This is a genomic window from Dactylosporangium sp. NPDC049140 (assembly GCF_040648435.1).
Window position 1 is genome coordinate 17,807 of the sequence record NZ_JBEZDS010000043.1, and the last position, 17,948, is coordinate 35,754.

The 17,948-nt window shown below is 72.0% G+C and carries 14 protein-coding genes; 8 read left to right on the forward strand and 6 right to left on the reverse strand.

The window, feature by feature from the left end:
* Window positions 1-93 precede the first annotated feature (93 nt).
* Window positions 94-1,011, reverse strand: coding sequence for a hypothetical protein (locus tag AB0B76_RS44160; RefSeq protein ID WP_360387438.1), 918 nt, complete (start codon window positions 1,009-1,011; stop codon window positions 94-96).
* An 83-nt stretch (window positions 1,012-1,094) separates the two neighbouring features.
* Window positions 1,095-1,556: an Lrp/AsnC family transcriptional regulator gene (locus AB0B76_RS44165; protein ID WP_360387441.1), complete on the reverse strand. Its 462-nt coding sequence runs from the start codon at window positions 1,554-1,556 to the stop codon at window positions 1,095-1,097.
* 98 nt (window positions 1,557-1,654) lie between these two features.
* Here AB0B76_RS44165 and AB0B76_RS44170 point away from each other — a divergent pair, with 98 nt between their 5' ends.
* Entirely contained in the window at window positions 1,655-2,275 is a 621-nt protein-coding gene (locus AB0B76_RS44170; RefSeq protein ID WP_360387443.1) for a YitT family protein, read from the forward strand.
* A 16-nt stretch (window positions 2,276-2,291) separates the two neighbouring features.
* Here AB0B76_RS44170 and AB0B76_RS44175 read toward each other — a convergent pair whose 3' ends face one another.
* Entirely contained in the window at window positions 2,292-2,597 is a 306-nt protein-coding gene (locus AB0B76_RS44175) for a helix-turn-helix domain-containing protein (RefSeq protein ID WP_360387445.1), read from the reverse strand.
* Between the two features lie 75 nt (window positions 2,598-2,672).
* On the opposite strand from AB0B76_RS44175, the gene AB0B76_RS44180 reads away from it, so the two are divergent.
* Window positions 2,673-3,698: an NADPH:quinone reductase gene (locus AB0B76_RS44180; protein WP_360387447.1), complete on the forward strand. Its 1,026-nt coding sequence runs from the start codon at window positions 2,673-2,675 to the stop codon at window positions 3,696-3,698.
* 104 nt (window positions 3,699-3,802) lie between these two features.
* Entirely contained in the window at window positions 3,803-5,011 is a 1,209-nt protein-coding gene (locus AB0B76_RS44185) for an oxygenase MpaB family protein (protein WP_360387449.1), read from the forward strand.
* Between the two features lie 29 nt (window positions 5,012-5,040).
* On the opposite strand, the gene AB0B76_RS44190 is transcribed toward AB0B76_RS44185, so the two are convergent.
* Window positions 5,041-6,204, reverse strand: coding sequence for a TetR/AcrR family transcriptional regulator (locus tag AB0B76_RS44190; protein WP_360387451.1), 1,164 nt, complete (start codon window positions 6,202-6,204; stop codon window positions 5,041-5,043).
* A 167-nt stretch (window positions 6,205-6,371) separates the two neighbouring features.
* Here AB0B76_RS44190 and lepB point away from each other — a divergent pair, with 167 nt between their 5' ends.
* On the forward strand, window positions 6,372-6,896 hold the full coding sequence (lepB, locus tag AB0B76_RS44195) for a signal peptidase I (RefSeq protein ID WP_360387453.1): 525 nt from the start codon (window positions 6,372-6,374) through the stop codon (window positions 6,894-6,896).
* A gap of 12 nt (window positions 6,897-6,908) precedes the next feature.
* Here the strand turns inward: lepB and AB0B76_RS44200 are convergent, their stop codons facing one another.
* Window positions 6,909-7,553, reverse strand: coding sequence for a hypothetical protein (locus AB0B76_RS44200; RefSeq protein WP_360387455.1), 645 nt, complete (start codon window positions 7,551-7,553; stop codon window positions 6,909-6,911).
* A 112-nt stretch (window positions 7,554-7,665) separates the two neighbouring features.
* Between AB0B76_RS44200 and AB0B76_RS44205 the strand changes: the two genes are divergently transcribed.
* The 3 genes from AB0B76_RS44205 (at window position 7,666) to AB0B76_RS44215 (ending at window position 11,149) form a co-directional block, all read left to right on the forward strand.
* A complete protein-coding gene (locus AB0B76_RS44205) occupies window positions 7,666-9,084 on the forward strand; it encodes a DHA2 family efflux MFS transporter permease subunit (RefSeq protein ID WP_360387457.1) in 1,419 nt (472 codons plus the stop codon).
* A 307-nt stretch (window positions 9,085-9,391) separates the two neighbouring features.
* Window positions 9,392-10,870, forward strand: coding sequence for a cytochrome b N-terminal domain-containing protein (locus tag AB0B76_RS44210; protein WP_360387639.1), 1,479 nt, complete (start codon window positions 9,392-9,394; stop codon window positions 10,868-10,870).
* 60 nt (window positions 10,871-10,930) lie between these two features.
* A complete protein-coding gene (locus AB0B76_RS44215; RefSeq protein ID WP_360387460.1) occupies window positions 10,931-11,149 on the forward strand; it encodes a hypothetical protein in 219 nt (72 codons plus the stop codon).
* 14 nt (window positions 11,150-11,163) lie between these two features.
* On the opposite strand, the gene AB0B76_RS44220 is transcribed toward AB0B76_RS44215, so the two are convergent.
* Window positions 11,164-12,198, reverse strand: coding sequence for a PHB depolymerase family esterase (locus AB0B76_RS44220; RefSeq protein WP_360387462.1), 1,035 nt, complete (start codon window positions 12,196-12,198; stop codon window positions 11,164-11,166).
* A gap of 288 nt (window positions 12,199-12,486) precedes the next feature.
* Here AB0B76_RS44220 and AB0B76_RS44225 point away from each other — a divergent pair, with 288 nt between their 5' ends.
* Window positions 12,487-17,901, forward strand: coding sequence for an AAA family ATPase (locus AB0B76_RS44225; protein WP_360387464.1), 5,415 nt, complete (start codon window positions 12,487-12,489; stop codon window positions 17,899-17,901).
* Window positions 17,902-17,948: the final 47 nt, after the last annotated feature.

Sequence of the window (17,948 nt, forward strand, 5' to 3'; positions counted from 1 at the left end):
GACACGCCGTTGCGTTGGTCGGCAAGCAGTGACGTGCGCGCTCGGAACGGGACCTCAGATGTGGGTGAGTCCTGGGCGGCGTCGCCTTGCTGATCATTGGTCGTGTGCCGTGGCCGGAGATGCACCGGCCGCCGCTGCCGGATCGCTGTCCGCCGCCGCGGCGGGCTCGTCGTCGACCGGCGCCGGCGGCATCGGGAAGGCGTAGCAGCGGATCCCGACCTCGCGGGTGTCCGCCTCCGGGTCGGGGTGCAGCAGCCGGTACCGCGAAACGAGCTCTCGGTATTCGACCGCAAATCGCGCCACCTCGTCGGCGCGCAGGTGCGCGACGACGCGCTGGCCGTAGCCCCAGGCGCCGAACTCGGCGCGGTGCGTGTCCGCCCAGGCCAGCAGCTCCTGCTCGCTCTGTCGCCGCGCTTCGAGGCGGCCCGGCAGCGCCCATCGGCCGTCGCGCCGCCGTTGGACCAGGCCGAGCCGGGCGCCCTGGTGCAGCCGCGCGGCGACGAGGGCTTCGTCGGCGCCGATCTCCTCGGCGGCCGTGCGCACGTCCGTCGGTCCGAGCCGGTCCAGCGCCTGCACGGCGCGCTGGAACCACGGGTCGCCGCGCAGCCGCAAGTGGCGTCGCATGAGTCGTTCGGTGCGCACGTCCCCGCTGATCAGCCGGCGGCCCCACCCGAGCAGCAGGAGGCCGAACGGCACCTCGACCAGCATCGCCGGCAGCAGGCTCGCGGCCTCGTCGGCCGAGCCCCAATCGAGCGCCACGTCGAACCAGGCGTCGCAGAACAGCAGCGCCGCACTCGCCGCGAGTAGCGGGACCGCCGCTCGATGCCGGCGCCGGCCGGACCAGACCCCGCCGGCGAAGGACACCACCAGCGCGGCGTCGAACCCGACCCAGGCCACCCGCCACTGCCCGGTCACGAACCGGTCCGGCAACGTCTGGGCCAGGTACAGGCTCCACGGCACCAGCAACACCGCGGCGACCGCAATGCTCAGCAACAGAATCCGGCGTCTCACCCGGCCGACGGTACGGGCCGGTGCCAAGGCCCGGATCGGGAATGCCAGTGTTGTTCGAGCGGTGTGCGAACGCGCAGCGGTCCTCAGCCGGTGGCGTGCTGTTCGAGCAGTGCGCGAATGCGCAGCGGCATCTCCTCGTTGAGCGAGATGACGGTACTCGTGCGCACGACGTCGGGCACCGCGAACAAGGCGTCCACGATGCGGTGCAGATCCTGCGTGTCGCGCGCCACCACCTTCAGCAGCAGGTCGGCGTCGCCGGTGGTCGAGTGGATCTCGATCACCTCCGGGATGTCGTGCAGCGCCGTGATGGACCGCCGGCCCTGCGGCTGCGACAGCGACACCGACACGAACGCCGTGAGCGCGCGGCCGAGCGACGCCGGGTCGACGCGGCGGCTGAAGTCGCGCAGTGCGCCCGCCGCGCGCATGCGTTGCAGCCGGGCGTGCAGGGTGTTGCGCGCCACGCCGAGGCGCTGCGCCAGGGCCAGGCTGGTGGCGTCGGGGTCGTCGTCGAGCGCGAGCAGGATCCGGGCGTCCAGGCTGTCCATTTGAGCATTCTGGCATGCGCGGCGAACACAAAGTTGCAATGTGCGCAGTCAGAACAGTGTCTGTTGCGCAAGCGCCAAGTGCGCGGCACGCTCGCCCCATGAGCGCGATGACGAGTACACCCGCAGTCCTCCGGCACACGCTCGTGGACGACGTGCTCGGCATCGTCACCGGCGCGTTCCTGGCGTCCGTGGGGCTCTTCCTGCTCGACGCGGGCGGGGCGGTCACCGGCGGCACCGCCGGGCTGGCGCTCCTGGCCGGGCGGCTGACCGGGTGGCCGTTCGCGATCGTGTACGTCGGTGTGACGCTGCCGTTCGTCGCGCTCGCCATCGCGCGCAAGGGCTGGCGGTTTGCTGTTCGTTCGGGCATCGCGGTCGGCCTGCTGGCCCTGTTCTCCCTCGGGCACCCGCACGTGCTGACGCTGCAGCACATCAACCCGGTGTACGCCGTGCTCGCCGGCAACCTCGCGGTCGGCGTCGGGCTGCTGGTGCTGTTCCGGCACCACTCGAGCCTCGGCGGGTTCAACGTCGTCGCGCTGGTGTGCCAGGAGCGGCTGGGCTGGCGGGCCGGGTGGGTGCAGCTCGCCCTCGACGGCTCGGTGATCGCGCTCGGGGCCCTGGTCGTGCCGGTGCACACGGCGCTGCTGTCCGCCCTCGGCGCGGTCGTGCTCAACGTCATCATCGCCCAGAACCATCGCCCGGGGCGCTACATCGCCGGTTGACCAAGCCGGTCCCGGGTCAGCGCAGCAGGTCGAGCAGGCCCGGGAAGCGGCGCTCCAGCTCCTCGTACCGCAACATCATCAGCCGCCGTGTCCCCTGCACCCGCGTGCGGATCAGCCCGGCGTCACGCAGCACCTTCACATGATGCGACAACGTCGACTTGCCGATCGTGAAGCCGCTGTCGCGCAAAACGTCGCTTCCGCACGTCCAGTCGCCCGATGCGTCCAGCGCGCGCACGAACGTGAGCCGGATCGGGTCGGCGAGCGCGCTCAGCACGCTGTCGATCGTCACCGACTCGAGGGCGGGCTCCATGACCTCACTCACGGAACCCACTCTAGCGCATGTTCGATCTGCGTCGTACTGTTCGATGCGAATCGAACCAAGCGAGGAGACGGACCCATGCAGGCGATCATCTACACCGAACACGGCCGCCCCGACGTGCTGCGCACCGTGGCGCGCGACCGGCCCGAGCCCGGCCCGGGCGAGGTGCGCGTGCGCGTCGCCGTGTCCGGGGTCAACCCGACCGACGTGCAGGCCCGCGCCGGCATCGGGCACCCCATGCAGTTCCCCGAGATCACCCCGCACCACGACGGCGCCGGCGTGATCGACGCCGTCGGCGCGGACGTCGACCCGGCCCGCGCCGGCGAGCGGGTGTGGCTGTTCATGGCCGCGGCCGGGCGTGCGGGCGGCACCGGCGCCGAGTACTGCGTGGTCCCCGCCGACCGGGCCGTCCCCCTGCCCGCCGGGATCGCCTTCGAGGCGGGGGCCGCTCTGGGTGTACCGGCACTGACGGCGCACCGCACGCTCACCGTCGCCGAGGACGGCCCCCGCCGCCTGGCCCCCGGGGCGCTGGACGGCCGCGTCGTGCTGGCCGCGGGCGGCGCCGGAGCCGTCGGGCACGCGGTGATCCAGCTCGCCCGCTGGGCCGGCGCCACCGTGATCGCCACCGTCAGCGGCCCGCAGAAGGCGCGCCTGGCCACCGCCGCCGGCGCGCACCACACGGTGCTGTACCGGGAGGGCGACCCGGCCGCCGCCATCCGTGCGGCCGCCCCGGACGGCGTCGACATCGTCGCCGAGGTGGCACTCGGCGCGAACCTGGCCTTGGACCTGGCCGTCCTGCGCACGGGCGGCACCATCGCGACGTACGCCAACGAGGGCGGCCACCCGGTCGACCTCGACGTCCGCCGCCACCTGGTCCTCAACACCCGGCTGCAGTTCCTGGTCCTCTACACCGCCGGTCCGCACGTGCGGGCCGCGGCCGTCGAGGACGTCGCCGCCGCGGTGGCCGGCGGGGCCCTGCCGGTGGGTGAGCCGCACGGCCTGCCGCTGCTGCGCTTCCCGCTCGCCCGCGCCGCCGACGCGCACCGGGCGGTCGAGGGCGGGGCCGCCGGCAAGGTCCTGCTGGACATCGACGCACCCGTATAACTGCCTCTTGCCGCCGGTGTCACGCTCCTCTATGTTAATAGAAAATCACATGTCCGGACCGTTCGGAACCTGTGTGTCCGGCCAACCGGGAAGCAGGCGAGCGAATGCAAAATCTCAGCCGAAGAGGCGTACTGACGCTCGGGGCCGCGCTCGGCCTGGCGGGTGCCGCGGTCCCCGCCAACGCGTGGGCGTGGTCCTCCGCCGGCTCGATCGCGGGGACGGACACGGTCACCGACCCGTGGGCGGTCTGGGACGACGCCACCGACCCGCTCGTGGCCTCGCTGCTGGACAACGGCCAGATCCCGGCGGTCAACACCGCGTTTCAGTCGTGGGTCGACAACGGCGACCCGCTGCCCGCGGGCCTGCCCGGCGCCCTCACCACCTACCTGCAGGACGTCAACCGGCTGCCGTCGTGGGCCGACCCCGTCAAGCTGGCCGCGGCGGCCAAGTTCAACAAGCGGATGAGTCTGTACCTGTTCCTGCTGTACGGCCTGGGCAGCGGGATCATGAGCACCGTCATCCCGCGCGAGGCCCGCAACGTGTACTACTCCGCCGGCGGCGCCGACATGAAGTCACGCGCGGCCAAGACCTTCACCTACGGCTACGACCTGAGCGCGGAGAACGCCTTCCTGCCGTCGGGTCACTTCGTCACCACCTCGAACAAGACGCGCCTGACCCACGCGGCGGTCCGCCACCTGCTGCCGAAGTCGGCGAAGTGGCGGTCGGTCACGGACAACCCGATCCCGATCAGCAACGGCGACATTCTGATCACCTTCCACAGCCTCGGCACGTTCGTGCACCGCAAGCTCAAGTCCTGGGGCATCCGGATGTCGGCCGCGGAGGAGGCCGCCTACCTGCACCAGTGGCAGGTCGGGCTGCACCTGCTCGGCGTGCGCGACGATTTCATCCCGGCGACCTGGGCCGCCGCCGACGACCAGTCGAACTACGTGCTGACGCCGCTGCTCGGCCCGACGTCCGAGGGCATCGACCTGGCCAACATCCTGCTCGGCCTGGTCGCGCAGGTCGACGGGGGGCTCACCCGGGGCATCCAGCGCGAGTTCGCGCGGTACGTGCTCAGCGACAAGATCGGCGACTGGCTGCGGCTGCCGCGGGACTTCGTCGCGCGGGGGCTGATCGAGGTCGGCTGGCCGGCGTACGTCGCCTTCCAGGAGGGGCTGTCACCGATCGTCCCGGCCGGGTTCGACGTCATCGACAAGCTCGTGCGTGGCATCGCGATGCTGTTCCTGAACAACGGCACCTCAGCGACGTACACCCCAATCACCATTCCGACCGGGAACCGGCCCGGCGCCTGAGTCCGGCGCCTGAGCCGGCCGCCCCGGCCTCAGAGCGTCAGCGCGGCGGTGACCAGAGCCGTCACCGTGTCCCGCCGGCCGGGCGCGTCCTGCCAGCGCAGGGCGCGCCCGGCCTCGACGACGACGCCGAACCCGGCGTGCACCAGCAGCCGGGCCTGGCGCGGGTCGAGCTCCGGGCGGACCGCGCGTAACTGCTGCTCCCACACGGCGATGTGCTCGCGCTGCGCGAGGATCAGTGGCCGCCGCAGGTCGTCGGGCAGGCCGGCGACCTCGGCCTCGGCGACGCTGGTGAGCGCGTTGTGCTCGAAGCAGTAGGCCACGTACGCCGCCGCCAGCGCGTCCACGGCCTCCCGCGGGTCGGTCACCCGGTGCAGGGTCCGGTCCACGGCCTGGGCCAGCAGCGCCGCCGCCTGCAGGCACGCGGCCACCAGGATGTCGACCTTGCCGGGGTAGTGGCGGTAGATCGCGGACGGGGCCAGGCCGACCGCCTGCGCGATCTGCCCGTTCGTCACGTTGGCGAACCCGTCCCGCGCGAACAGCGGGATGGCCGCGGCCAGGATCTCGGCGCGGCGGGTGCGCGGCACCGGCGGGGCGGGCAGCTCCACCGGCGGCGTGCCGCGCGCGGCCGCCGCCGGATCGGTGGCGGCCACGCGCAGGGCCGAAGTCAGCAGCAGCTCCTCGACCCGCCGCTGGGCGATCGACGTGTGGTGCATCGTGATCGACCCGATCGCGCCGAGCGCGGCCACGGCCCGCAGACGCTCGTCCGCCCCCGGGTGCTCGCGCCGCACCAGCCCCGTCACCCGCTCGACCACGTGCCCGAACTTCGCCCGGAGCACCTGGCGGTCGGCACGCTCGAGGTAGCGTGCCTCCCACCGGTAGAGGCCGCCCGACGTGCGGTGCGAGACCGTGACCCGGACGAGGGCGAGCAGCACGTCGGGCAGCGCGGCCTCGGCCGGCCACTCGTCGAGCACCTCGACGAGCTCGTCCACCATGCCGTTGGCGCACTCGGCGAACAGCGCGTACTTGTTCGGGAAGTGCCGGTACAACGCCGCCGCGCTGATACCCACCCCGGCCGCGATCTCCTCCATCGACGCCGCGTGGTACCCGCGCGCGCTGAACACCTGGCCCGCCGCCTCGACGATGATCTGCCTGCGGTTGTGCGGACGGGTCGCGGCGGCCGACCCCGCGGTCACCGGATCACTCGGGCAGGCGTGGACGGACACAAGGCCATACGTGCTAGTCAAGCACAGCACCGCGGCCGCCCCACCGCCTGTCGTTGGCTATCCGACGACGCCGGTCGCCGCGTCGTCGTCCGTCAACCGCCCCCACGGGCCGGGCGGTTTCTGCCAGGATCGGCACCGTGAAACGACTGGTGTCAATGATCGTGGCCGTCGCGCTCGCCGCCGTGGCCGGATGCGGCGGCGACAAGAGCGCCCCGGCCGCCGCGACCGAGCAGTTCACGCAGGGCGGCGGCAGCATGGAGCCGGGGATCAAGCCCGGTCAGGTCATCACGGCGCGCCGGGTCGCCGACTACACGCCGAAGCGGGGCGACGTCGTGCTGTTCCACCCGCCCGCGGACTGGTCGGCGAAGGACACGCCGATGCTCAAACGCGTCCTGGCCGTCGGCGGCGAGGTCGTCGCCTGCTGCACCCCGGCGGGCAAGGTCACCGTGAACGGGGCCGCGCTCGACGAGACGTACCTGGGCGAGGACGGCCCGCTCGACGCCCAGCCGGACCCCCGCTCCTGCCTGGCGCGCCGCTTCGGGCCGGTGGCCGTGCCGCAGGGCAGCGTCTTCCTCGCCGGCGACCACCGCGTGGCGTCGAACGACTCCCGTTGCCTCGGCCCGATCCCGGCCTCCGCGGTGTTCGCGGTCGTCGCCGGCTGACCGGCAACCGGGTCACGAGACGGAGTTGTTGTCGGGGACGTACAGGTTCAGGATCGTGTCGCGGTGCGTGAACCCGGCCCCGACGAGGGTGAGCCGGTAGTCGCCCTTGGCCTTCGGCGTGTCGATCGCGAGGCGGTGGTTGGGCGGAATGGTCAGGCCGGGGGAGCGCAGCCGGTCGGGTCCCTTCGCGCCCGCGTCGCAGTCGCCGCTGATGCCCAGGCAGATCGTGATCGGCGCGGCGGTGGTGTTGTAGAACGAGAAACGACCGTCGACCGAGGTGCTGTACCACTCGTAGCCGAACCCGTCCGCGACGATGTCCGCCTCGTCGTGCGGGGCGTAGAGCCCGAGCGCGAACACCCCGCCCAGAGCGAGCAGAGCGGCGGCACTGTACATCGGGACGCCCGACTCGGAGACGTAGCCGCGCACGACACAGACCAGCGCCGCGACGCCGAGCACGATCAGCAGCACGACGAGGCCGTGCACCCGCGCCGCGGTCCGGTACGGGCCCGCGCCCTCGTCGGCGGGCATGACCCAGCTCCAGCGGCAGAAGCACCCGGCGGTCGTGACGAGGATGGCCGCCGTGGCGAGCACGGCCAGACCGTCGTCGAAGAGCTCCAGGCCCTCCGTCAGCCTGCTTCTGCGCCTACCGGTTCCCATGGACCCACGGTATCGACCAAGGTCAAATGCACCACGGCGTCGGAGGTCTCCGGCCCCGGTAGCTGACACCCCGACCGCCCATTTTGCGGGCGCTCCGGTGTCGAAGATGGGCATGACCAAGACAACGATCACGACGACGCAGCGGTGGGTGCTCGGGCTCAGCGCCCTCGCCTCCTTCATGGTGGTGCTGGACCTGCTGGTGGTGGCCACCGCGCTGCCGTCGATCCGCCGCGACCTCGGGGCTTCCCTCGAGGACCTGGAATGGACCGTCAACGCCTACACACTCAGTTTCGCCGTGCTGCTGATGACCGGCGCCGCGCTGGGCGACCGGCTGGGCCGCCGCCGGATGTTCGCCGCCGGCTTGGTCCTGTTCGCGGCCGCCTCGGCCGCCTGCGCCCTCGCTTCGTCGGTCGGCGCGCTGGTGCTGGCGCGCACGGTGCAGGGCGCCGGCGCGGCAATGATCATGCCGCTGGCGCTGACACTGCTCAACACCGCCTTCCCGCCCGACCGGCGGGGCTGGGCGACCGGCGTGTACGGCAGCGTGACCGCGCTCGCCGTGGTGCTCGGTCCCGTTCTCGGCGGGGCGGTCACCGAGGGCATGGCCTGGCCGTGGATCTTCTGGATCAACGTGCCGATCGCCCTGCTCGCCGCAGCGCTGGTGGTCTTCCGAGTGCCGGAGAGCCGCGGCGGCGCCATCCGCGTCGACCTGGCCGGCCTGCTGCTCGGCGGCCTCTCGGCCACCGGCCTGGTCTGGGCGCTGGTCCGCGGCAACAGCGCCGGTTGGGGCAGTGCCGAGACGATCGGTGCCGCTGTACTGGGCGCGGGCACGCTGGTGGCCTTCATCGCATGGGAACGCCGGGCGCCGGTACCGATGCTGCCTCTGCGGCTGTTCGGGTCCCGGTCGTTCTCGGCCGGGAACACGGCGATGTTCTTCCTGAGTGCGACGACCACCGCGGCGATCTTCTTCACCGCGCAGTTGTTCCAGGTCGGCCAGGGCCTCGGCCCGCTCGCCGCCGGCTTGCGGCTGCTGCCGTGGGGAATACTGCCGGTGGTGCTCGCACCGTCCGTCGGGGCGCTGGCCGACCGGATCGGCGCCCGGAACCTGATCGCGCTGGGCGCGGCGGCGTTCGCGGTAGGCACGGCCGGTTTGGCGCTGACGGCCGTACCGCACGTGTCCTATCTCGTCTCGGTGATGCCGCTGCTGCTCAGCGGGGCCGGCCTCGGCGTTGCCATTCCGGCGGTCACGCGCTCGGCGGTTAGCCTGGTCGCGCCGCCGGACCTGGCCAAGGCGTCGGGCGCCTTCAGCACCATGCGCCAGCTGGGCGGCGCCTTCGGCGTCGCGATCGGCGGGGCGGTGTTCGCGCAGACCGGCGGGTACGGATCGGCGGCGCGGTACATCGACGGATACACGCCCGCCGTGCTGGTCGCGGCGGCGCTGGCCCTGTGCGCGTGTGCTGCCGGGCTGACCCTTCCCCGCACGGTCATGGCCGCGCCGAGCACACCGCCGCCACCGGCCGTCGAGCGGGTTTGATCGAGCCGCTGACCGCTGCGGCCTCGCCCGGGGTGGCGCCGACATGATCGCAGCACGGACTACCTGAGTCGTACCGATTCCGGCCAGCCCGGTTCTCCGTAGCGTTCCCGGCATGGAGCTGATCGAGACGTACCTCGCCATCTGGAACGGGACAGCGCCTCCCCAACGGCCCGCACGGGTGGCCGTGGTGGTGGTGCGGGTCACGCCGTCGCGGCGTCACATCGGGCGGTGCCAGCTCGTCTCAATATGCGAACGGACGTCGCGCGACGAACTCGCGCGGCGCAACTTCGCGAACGAGGGCGTGGCCATGAGCAAGCGCGCAACGGGCAGGGCCGGCAGTGTGACGGAGCAGCGGCTGGGGGCGGCCACACCGCTGCGCGGCCTGCTCAACAAGGTCTTCCCCGATCACTGGTCGTTTCTGCTGGGCGAGATCATGTTGTACTCCTTCGTCGCGCTCGCCGTGACCGGCGTGGTCCTGGCGCTGTTCTTCGATCCGTCGGCGAGGGACGCGGTGTACGACGGGTCGTACGCGCCGCTGCGGGGCACGCACATGTCCGCGGCGTATGCGTCCACAGTGGACATCTCGTTCGACGTCCGCGGCGGCCTGCTGATGCGCCAGATGCACCACTGGGCCGCGCTGCTGTTCATCGCGGCGTGCATCGGATACCTGCTGCGGGTCTTCTTCACCGGCGCGTTCCGGCGGCCGCGGCGGCTGAAGTGGACCGCTGGTCTGCTCGTGTTCTGGATCGGCGTGGCCACCAGCTACACGGGCTACATGATGCTCGACGACGGTATGTCGGGCACCGGGATGCAGATCCTGCAGGGCATCCTGCTGTCGATCCCCGTCGTCGGCACGTGGCTGGCGTCGTCGATCTTCGGCGGCGAGTTCCCGGGCGATGTGATCATTGGTCGCTTGTACCTGCTGCACGTGCTGCTGCTGCCCGCGCTGCTGGTGGTGCTGCTGTCCGTCCTCATCGGACTGCGGCTGCGGCTGCGGCCGGCGCGGTGGCGGGGTGCGCGCGGCGGTGTGCGGTTCTTCCCGCAGTACACCATCCGGCAGGGCGGCCTGCTCGTGTTCGTCTTCGCGGTGGTCGCGCTCCTCGGCGGCCTGTTCGGGATCAACCCGGTGTGGATCTTCGGGCCGGCGCGGGCGGCGGACGTATCGGCACTGTCGCAGCCGGCCTGGTACGTGATGTTCCTCGACGGCGCGGTCCGGCTCATGCCGCCCTGGGAACTGACCATCCCGATCGGCGCCGGGTACACCGTCCCGCCGATCTTCTGGGCGGCGGTGGTGCTGCCCGGCCTGCTCGTGGCGCTGCCCATGGCGTACCCGCGCATCGAGGCCCGGGTGCGCCGGGACCACCGGGTGCATCACCTGCTCGACCGCCCGCGGGACGCGCCCGGCCGCACCGCGCTGGGCGCCATGGCCGTCACCTTCTACCTCGTGCTGACCGCCGCCGGCGCCGCCGACGCCATCGCCCTCACGTTCAACATCAGCACCAACGCGCTGACGTGGGCCGGCCGGATCGGCCTGGTGGTCCTGCCACCGCTGGCGTACCGGGTCACCCACCGCATCTGCCTGGGACTGCAGCAGCACGACCGGCAGGTGCTGGCCCACGGCGTGGAGACGGGCATCATCCGGCGCCTGCCGGACGGCGGGTTCACGGAGCTCCACCAGCCGCTCGCGACGCCGTACGCGGGCTTGCCGGTCCCGAAGAAGACGAACCACCTCGGCCCGGTGGCCCCGGCCCCGCGTCCGCTCGACCGTCACCGGAAAGCCGCGTAGGACCGCACATATGCTCGATGTGCGGCCGCCGAACCGGAGACCGGCGCCGACGGCGTGCGGGTGCTGACCCTCGACGACCCCGACCGCCGCAACGCGCTGAGCCCGGCCATTGCGGCCGGCCTGGCCGACGCCCCGACGTCGCTCGCCGCCGACCCGGACGCCCGCGTGCTGGCCGCCGACGCGGACCTCGACACCGTGGTGCAGTTCGAGTCCGGGGCCCAGGCCGCGTCGGCTACCACGTCGCCCCAGCTCCGGGCGGCGGTACAGCGCTTCCGGTAGTTCGGACGCCGGGCTCAGCCGCCCAGTTGGCGCACCATGTTCATGATGGTCTCGAGCTGGGCCCCGCCCTTGATCGGGTAGTTCGTGGCGCCCAGGTACCCCCACCAGTCCCAGCATCCGTTGGGGTTCACGGCGGAGGCGGCGGCTTGCGGGTACAACACGATGATGTTGTTTGTGTCGGCGTATTGGTCGAGGTTCGCCCGGTCCACAAAGGACGTGCCGACCGCGCCGTAGCCCTGGACGCAGCCGTGCAGGGCCACCAGCAGGCGGCACGTCTGGCCGGCGGTGCAGGCGGCCGGGACGTACGCGAACCCGGACGCGTCCATGCTCAGCCCGGGCGCGTTGCCGTTGACGGCGTACGCGCTCTGGCCGAACTTCACCAGCCGCCCACCGAGCGGCCCGGGGTTGGGGCCCGCGACCCCGCCCAGCAGCTTGGTGAGCAGCTCGCGCTGCGGGTCGGTACCGCAGTCGTCGAGGTACGGCGACGCCGTTGCCGAACACGCGACGGTCCCGTACGGCGTGACCCAACTGTGCCCGGCGGCCGATCCGCTGTTGTACTGCACCGACGCCCCGAAATCGCGGAAGTAGCCGGCGAGGTCGTCGGTGACGGACTTCCTGACGCTGGTGTCGCTGCCGCCGTGGTAGACGTAGACGGGCTTGCCCGACAGGTTGCGCACCGGGTCGATCCAGCCGTACGAGGCCCAGAGGCGGGTGTAGTACTCGAGGTTGCTCAGGTACGTCGGCGAGATGTTGTTCCCGCACCCGTTGAGGGCCTGGGCGACGTTGTTCTGCGCGCAGTAGTAGGGTCCGGCGGCGAAGACGGCGGTGCCCGCGATCCGGCTGGAGTACGCGACCTGCAGCTGCGTGGCCATGTACCCGCCGGCCGAGACTCCGGCGACATAGACGCCGGAAACGTTGTACCGTCCGAGCGACCCGGGCACCGGGGCGGCGGTGTACGGGTTTCCGGCCGCGGCCGCGGGCGGCGCGGCGGCTAGCGTGACGAGCAGCAGCGCGGCGGCGGCCACGACGGCTCTGGCGAGGTGTCTCATGGCCGGACGCTAGTCAGCGACGCCACCGGATAGTTATCCGTCCATGTCACATGATTCGGCGGCACGACATGTGGGCGTCCTTGCGCACCCCGGACGGAATCAGGGCCGCCGATCGGGGTATCCCTGGATGTCCGTTCGCCGGTGGGCTGTGAGGCCCGCCGTATGACGCAACGCGGGCGTCCGCCAGAAAGCCGGCCGGTCCAGGGACGGTGGCCTGGTGGCGCCCTCACCCGGAAATGGGCGTCAGTACGGTAGAGGTGGGGGTACGACCGTCCGCGGAGGTGTCGGATGGGAGTAGGCGAGGCGCTGCCGGGCCGGGTTCCACCGGACCGCGGACTCCACGAGAGTGAGCGCACGCGGGTCAGCCGGGTGTCGGTTGGCGCGCGCGTGGTCATCCGCAAAGAGCCGCTGGGACCGGAGGCGTCCCGGCGGGTGCAGCATGAGGTGGCGATCCTCGAGCGCCTACGCGGTGTCTGGGGCGTCGTACAGCTGGCGGATGCGCCGCGGTGTCCGGGGTCGGTCATCATGACCGATGTTGGCGGCACGAGTCTGAATGCGTTGGCGAAGCCCCTTGCCGTTGCCGATCTGATCGCGCTTGCGGCGGGACTGGCCCGCGCGGTGGCGGGGATGCACCGTCAGGGCGTGCTGCACGGCGACATCACCCCGGCGAACATCCTGATCTGCCGGGACGGCGCGCCGTGCCTGGTCGACTTCGCCCTGGCCTCGTCATCGGCGCAGATCCGCCCGGAGTTCACCCACCACAGTGAGATCGTGGGGACGCTGGCGTACCTGGCGCCGGAGCAGACCGGGCGGACCGGCTGGCCGGTGGATCAGCGGGCCGACCTCTACGCGTTGGGTGCGACGTTGTACGAGCTGGCGACGGGTGAGCCACCGTTCGGCTCCGGGGACCCGCTGCGGCTGACACACGATCATCTCGCGCGGGTACCGGTGCCGCCGGCTCGGGTGAACCCGGCCCTGCCGGCGCCGTTGTCCGAGATCGTCATGCACCTGCTGGAGAAGGAGCCGGACAACCGGTATCAGACGGCCGATGGCCTGATGTACGACCTGGAGCGGTTGCGTGACACCGGCCCGGCGGCGGCCGGGCTGCGGGTCGGCGAGCGTGATGTCCCGCTCCGGCTGGTGCCGCCGTCGCGGCTGGTGGGACGCGATGCGGAGGTGGCGGCGCTGGCGGCGGCATTCGAGGAGGCGCTGGCCGGCCGGTGCCGCGGGGTGCTGGTTAGCGGGGTGCCGGGGGTCGGCAAGACGGCCCTGGTCGATGAACTGCGCCCAGTCGTGACCGGCGGCGACGGCTGGTTCGTGACGGGCAAGTTCGACCAGTATCGGCGCGATCTGGAGTTCGACGCGTTGCATCAGGCGTTTCGCGGGTTGGGTCAGCTGTTGCTGGCCGAACCGGAGGACGAGCTGGCCGAGGTCCGCGAGCGGATTCTGCGGGCGATCGGGCCGTACGCCGGCCAGTTGGCCGCGGTGGTACCCGAGTTCGCGGCACTGCTGGGGGTGCCGCCCGATCCGGGTGATCCGCTCACCGCGCAGGCGCGGGTGCAGCGCACGTCGGTGGAGGCTTTGCGGGCGGTTGCCTCGCGGAAGCGGCCGATGGTGGTGTTCGTCGACGACCTGCAGTGGGCGGGGCGCACGCCGCTGGGCATGGTCGATCTCATGCTGAGCGAGGAGCCGGTCGAGGGCCTGTTGCTGGTGGTCGCGTATCGGGAAGGCGACGTGGACGCGGCCCATCCGCTGGCAGCGCCGCTGACGCGGTGGCGGGAACAGGCCGGAGTGCGGCACCTGCGGCTGGTCAACCTGCCGGTACCCGACACGGTCGCCGTCGTCGCGGAGATGCTCCGCGTGCCGCGGGCCGAGGCGGCCGGCCTGGTGGAGCTGGTTGAACCGCATGTGTCCGGCAATCCGTACGAGACGGTGGAGCTGCTCAATTCGCTGCGGCGCGACGGTGCGCTGGCCGCGACCGCTGCCGGGTGGCGATGGGATTCGCCATCCGTGCGGGCTCAGTTGGACCGGTCGGAGGTGGCCGGGTTGCCGGCGGCGGGTGTCGTGGCGGTGCCTGGGCGGTCGCGGCGTGTGGTGGAGGCGATGGCGTGTCTTGGCGGGCAGGGCGAGCTGAGCCTGTTGCAGGCCGCCACCGGCGTACCCGCGGACGTGCTGGAACAGCGGCTGGCGCCGGCGCTCGACGAGGGTCTGCTGGTGATGGTGCCCGGTGCGCATCAGGCCGTGCGGTTTCGTCACGACCGGATCCGTGACGGGGTCCTGGGCGGGCTGGCGCCGCGGCGGCGAGCCGTGTTGCAGTTGGACATGGCACGGCGGCTGGCGTGCGTGCCGGAGTTGTTCGCGGCGGCGGCGGAGCAGTATCTGCCGGTGATCGACGCCGTCGAGGATGCCGCGGAGCGCCGGCGGGTGGTGGGACTGCTGCGGCGAGCGGCCGGCCAGGCGGCCCTGATCGGTGACTACGTCCTGGTCAACGCGCTGCTGGCCGCCGCGGTGCCGCTCATCGATCCCGGCGACGCCACCATGCTCGTCGAGGTCCGCACCGCACGCCACCGCGCCCTGTACAGCGTGGGGCGCCTGGAGGAGGCGGATGAGGAGTACCGCATGATCGAGGGGCTGTGTCCCACGGCCCTGGGTCGTGTGGACGCGACGGTGGTGCAGGCGCGCAGCCTGACGCACCGCAACCGCTGCCCGGAGGCGATCGGGCTCGGCCTGGAATCGCTGCGTGAGCTCGGCCTCGCCGTTCCGGCCGCGGATCGCCTCGCCGCGGACCTCGACCACCAGATCAGCTTTCTGTACCGGTGGCTCGATCACACCGAAGGCACCGATGAGCTGGCTCGGCCGGACCTGACCGACCCGACGCTGCTCGCCGCGGCCCGTCTGATCGGCGCGATCCTGGCGGCGGTCTACTTCGCCGCCGACCAGGCCACGTTCGACTGGTTGAGCCTGGAGTCGCTGCGGATCTGGCTCGAGCACGGTCCCGCTCGTCCCCTGCTCGGCCCGGCCAGTCACACTGCCTTCACCGCCATGGCGACCTACGGCGACTACGCCGCCGGGTGGCGGGCGATGCGGCGGGTCCTGGCCGTGGGTGAGGCGCGCGGCTATGAGCCCGAGACCTCACAGGTGCGCTTCCTGTCCTCGCTGGTGTGCTGCTGGTCCGAACCGGTCGAACGCAGTGTCGAGGAGGCTCGGCGGGCCCGGGAGGGGCTGATCGTCGGGGGCGAGCTGACCAACGCCCTGCACACGTACTTCGTGATCAGCGGGGCCCTGCTGGACTGCGCACCGCTGGACGCCTGCCTGGCCGAGGTGAAGGCCGGGCTGGCCTTTGCGCAGCAGACGGGCGGCGCGCACATCGGCGAGACGCTCGACAGCTACCGGTGGCTGGCCGGCGTCCTGCGCGGCGACCGCTCCGGCACGGCCGGCGGGGCGCTCCCGGCGGAAAGGTACGCCGACAACCCGCTGGCCGAGCTCCACGCGCATGCGACCCGCGCGCTCGCCGCCGCCATCTTCGGTGACCCGGCCGGCCTGACCCGGCACGCCACAGCGGCGACGCCGCTGCTGCCGGCCTCCCCCGGTGTCTACACCGCGGCCTTGGTCCACCTGCTGCACGGGCTGGCGCTCGCCGGGCAGGTCCGCGCCGCCGCCGGGGGAGAGCGGGACGGTCCGCTGCGTGAACTGGATGAGGAGGTGCGCTGGATGGCCGCCCGTGCCGGGGAAGCGCCCGCCAACTTTCAGCACCTGCTGCGGCTGCTCGAGGGCGAGCGGGCCTGGGCGGTCGGTGACTTTCGCGCCGCCGTCCTCGCCCTTGACGCCGCGCTGCGCGACGTGGCCGAGCAGCAGCGCCCATGGCACCGGGCCTTGATCTCCGAACGCGCGGCCCGGTTCCTCCTCGACCACGGCGTCGAACGCGCCGGCTACGGCCTGCTCGTTGAAGCCCGCCACGAATACCTCGAATGGGGCGCCACCGCGAAAGTCAACCAACTGGACTGGGCATACCCGGGACTGCGGCTCCAACCCGGTCCGAACGCCGGCCCGGCGGCCGACCTGTCCCGCCGCCGCTCCACCGTCACGACCGGAACGATCGACCTGCTCGGCATCCTCTCCGCCTCCCAGGCACTCAGCTCCGAAACCAGTATCGACGGACTCCACACCCGCCTGGTCAGCGTCCTCAGCGCGTTGGCCGGCGCCACCGGCGTATCTCTCCTGATGCACAGTGACGACCAACACGAATGGCTCCTACCCGCACCCGGTGGCGTCGTCCCCGTCACCGGCACCGGCCACGAACAACTCGTGCCACTGTCCGTCCTGCGATACGCCCAGCGGATACACGCCCCGCTCGTCGTCGACGACGCCACCTGCGACGACCGCTTCTCCCGCGACCCCTACTTCATGGACGTCACCTGCTGCTCCCTGCTCGCCGTGCCGATCGTCAGCCGCGGCACCCTCCGCGCCGTGCTCCTGCTGGAGAACCGCCTCATCCGCGGCGCCTTCACCACGGAACGACTCGACGCCGTCGAGCTCATCGCCGCCCAACTCGCCGTCTCCCTCGACAACGCCCACCTCTACGCCGAACACCGCCGCATCGCCAACGAACAAGCCGCCCTCCGGCGCGTCGCTACCCTCGTCGCCCAAAGCGTCGGCCCCGGCCCCGTCTTCACCGCGGTGGCCGAGGAGGTCGCCGCCCTCTTCGGCGCCGACAGCACGGCAATCGTTCGGTTCGAGCCGGACGGCGAGGCGACCGTCATGGGCGGCTACCCGCCCCGAGACCCACCATTAGCTCCACGTGCGAAACTCGACGCCGGCTCGGTAATGGCAAAGGTCCAGGCCACCGGCCAGGCGGCCCGCCGCGACGCGGGCCCGCCCAACTGGCGGGAGCTTCCCCTCCCGGGCCGGTGCGCGGTCGCCAGCCCGATCGCGGTCGAGCGCGCGCTCTGGGGCGCCATCGGCGTCGGAACCCGGCAGCAGCGGCTGCCCCAGGACACCGAACAGCGTTTGGCTGACTTCACCGAGCTCGTGGCCACCGCGATCGCCAACGCCGAGAGCCGCACCGAACTCACCACCTCCCGCGCCCGCATCGTCGCCACCGCGGACCAGACCCGCCGACGCATCGAACGCGACCTGCACGACGGCGCCCAACAATGCCTCGTCGCGCTCGCCCTGCAACTGCGCGCAACCCAGGCAACGCTCCCATCCGACCTGCACACGGTCGCCCGACAACTCGAACAAGCCGTCGCCACAGCCACCGCAGCCGCCGCCGAGCTCCGCGAAACCGCGCACGGCATCCACCCCTCGATCCTCACCGACGGGGGACTCGGCCCGGCCCTGCGCACACTCGCCCGCCGCTCCCCGATCCCCGTCGAGCTCAACCTCCACACGGGGGGACGGCTACCAGAACCAATCGAAGTCAGCGCCTATTACATCGTCGCCGAAGCACTCACCAACGCCGCGAAACACGCCCACGCCTCAACCGTCACCATCACCGTCACCACCGACCCCGCCCTGCACGTCACAGTCCACGACAACGGCATCGGCGGCGCCGACTTCACCCACGGCACCGGCCTCATCGGCCTCAAAGACCGCGCCGAAGCACTCGGCGGCCGTATCACCCTGCGCAGCCCACACGGCGCCGGCACCCGTCTCACCGTCGACATACCAGTCACGGCCGCGGACGGCGACCCCGATCAGTGACCGGCCCGCGGACCATCGTGGTTGGATTGTTACCAGCGTCGGCACGC

Excerpts from the sequence above, each read along its gene's own strand:
- AB0B76_RS44185 (WP_360387449.1), top strand. The coding sequence starts at position 3,803 with ATGCAAAATCTCAGCCGAAGAGGCGTACTGACGCTCGGGGCCGCGCTC.
- AB0B76_RS44165 (WP_360387441.1), bottom strand. The coding sequence starts at position 1,556 with ATGGACAGCCTGGACGCCCGGATCCTGCTCGCGCTCGACGACGACCCC.
- AB0B76_RS44220 (WP_360387462.1), bottom strand. The coding sequence starts at position 12,198 with ATGAGACACCTCGCCAGAGCCGTCGTGGCCGCCGCCGCGCTGCTGCTC.
- AB0B76_RS44205 (WP_360387457.1), top strand. The coding sequence starts at position 7,666 with ATGACCAAGACAACGATCACGACGACGCAGCGGTGGGTGCTCGGGCTC.
- AB0B76_RS44170 (WP_360387443.1), top strand. The coding sequence starts at position 1,655 with ATGAGCGCGATGACGAGTACACCCGCAGTCCTCCGGCACACGCTCGTG.
- AB0B76_RS44210 (WP_360387639.1), top strand. The coding sequence starts at position 9,392 with ATGAGCAAGCGCGCAACGGGCAGGGCCGGCAGTGTGACGGAGCAGCGG.
- AB0B76_RS44180 (WP_360387447.1), top strand. The coding sequence starts at position 2,673 with ATGCAGGCGATCATCTACACCGAACACGGCCGCCCCGACGTGCTGCGC.
- AB0B76_RS44200 (WP_360387455.1), bottom strand. The coding sequence starts at position 7,553 with ATGGGAACCGGTAGGCGCAGAAGCAGGCTGACGGAGGGCCTGGAGCTC.
- AB0B76_RS44225 (WP_360387464.1), top strand. The coding sequence starts at position 12,487 with ATGGGAGTAGGCGAGGCGCTGCCGGGCCGGGTTCCACCGGACCGCGGA.